Below are 1838 nucleotides of genomic sequence, written 5' to 3' on the forward strand. Positions count from 1 at the left end.
ACCCCTGACTATAAATACAGCAACGAATCCCGAATATCTCGAAACTGAGTCTTCCACAATCCTGCAATTATGTTGAATAACATTCATAAATCTGATTTGGCTAGATCTATTTAACCAAGCATACCCTCTGTTCAAGAATGAACGGTCGTTTCCTGTGCAGAATTCGTATGTTCTTTCGCTTCTTGGATACCTTTTTCAACATCTACCATCCGTAAGAGAATCATTCCACCTAGGAAAAAGACGATAAGAGATAAGATGCCTAGACGGCTGGATCCCGTCAATTGACCTACCAGAGCAAAAGCAAACGGTCCGAATATGGCCGCAAATTTTGAAGATATCCCGTAAAACCCGAAAAACTCTCCATGTCTGTCTCTCGGTACCATTTTTCCGAATATTGAACGACTTAACGACTGAGCCCCGCCTTGAACGAACCCTACACAGATAGCGAGAATGTAAAAATGTATAGCGGAAGTCATGAAATATCCTAACCCAACGATCAGCAGGTAGATCGTCAATGCTAACATTAACGCGCGTTTCGCAGTGATTTTATCAGCAAGCCAGCCAAAGAGAAAAGCAAAAGGAATACCAACGAACTGTGTAATTAACAGTGCAGTGATCAGTGCCGTACTATCAATGCCAATATCACGGCCATAAATGGTAGCCATTTTAATGATCGTAGAAATGCCATCATTGAATAACCAAAATGCGAGCAAAAATAATAAAAGTTGTTTAAACTGGTTCAATTCCTTCAGGGTTCTCCCAATTCTTTTGAATCCAATCGACGCGTAGGATGCTGTACGCTTAGGGTTTGATTTTTTCTCTTCCACCACATTTTTAAACAGCGGTATACTGAAAACCAGCCACCAGACTCCTACAGAAATAAACGCAAGATGGGTACCTGCTAAAGCATCCGGCATTCCAAACCATTGATATTTCATGATCATGAGCAAATTAATCGCAAGCAGTACACCTCCCCCTATATATCCGAAGGCGAATCCCCAGGCTGAGACCTTGTCCATTTCACTTTCATCCGCCACTTCTGGAAGAAAAGCGTCGTAAAATACGTTACTCCCTGAAAAGCCTATCGTTCCGATTATAAGGAGAAAAGAAGCGAACAGGTAATCTCCCTCACCTACGAACGCAAGAAGAATACTTGCAATCATCCCCATGAAAGCAAAAAACATTAAGAACTTCTTCTTTGCAGCCGAATAATCTCCGATCGCCCCAAGAATTGGAGCTAATACAGCTACGATTAATACAGCGATAGACTGGGAATACCCCCAATAGCTGGTGGCAAGTGAATCTTGAACTCCTTTGGCTGCTACATCATAATAAAATACAGGCAGGACGGCAGCCATGATCGTCGTAGCAAATGCTGAGTTTCCAAAGTCATAAAGCATCCAACTCCATACAGGTTTCTTTTTCATCGGCTTCCCCCAATAGAACAGATTGAATTAAGCTTAGCAAATAACAGACTAGAATCGATCGAACATAAAAAATCTTTACAATATATTTGAGGTGAGAATATGAAATTAGCTGTTTTTGGTGCAACCGGACGTGTCGGCAGCCAAGTAATTAAAAATGCATTGAACGAGGGTTGGGAAGTTTCAGCGCTTGTCCGCGATGAAAAAAAGGCAGAAAGATTAATTCAAGGTGCCTCTTGGATAGTAGGCGACGTAACAAACCCTTCAAATGTACAGAAAACATTAAAAGATTGTGATCTAGTTTTCAGCGCTCTTTCCACAGATAAAACAGATACCCTTTCCAAAGCTATTCCTTTAATCATTGAAAAGATGGAACAAGAAAAACTCTCTCGGTTTGTAACCATCGGCACGGCG

General features: G+C 41.3%; 2 protein-coding genes. One reads left to right on the forward strand and one right to left on the reverse strand.

Annotated features, from left to right (window positions below; genetic code table 11):
* Positions 1 to 131: 131 nt before the first annotated feature.
* The gene (locus LD39_RS19530) at positions 132 to 1427 is read right to left on the reverse strand and encodes an MFS transporter (protein ID WP_035552243.1); all 1296 of its coding nucleotides are present in this window, start codon (positions 1425 to 1427) and stop codon (positions 132 to 134) included.
* A gap of 99 nt (positions 1428 to 1526) precedes the next feature.
* Here LD39_RS19530 and LD39_RS19535 point away from each other — a divergent pair.
* Positions 1527 to 1838: NAD(P)-dependent oxidoreductase (locus LD39_RS19535; RefSeq protein WP_035552246.1), on the forward strand; the 312-nt coding region annotated here is incomplete at its 3' end.

The sequence above is a fragment of the Halobacillus sp. BBL2006 genome, from assembly GCF_000786645.1.
Taxonomy (GTDB): domain Bacteria; phylum Bacillota; class Bacilli; order Bacillales; family Halobacillaceae; genus Halobacillus.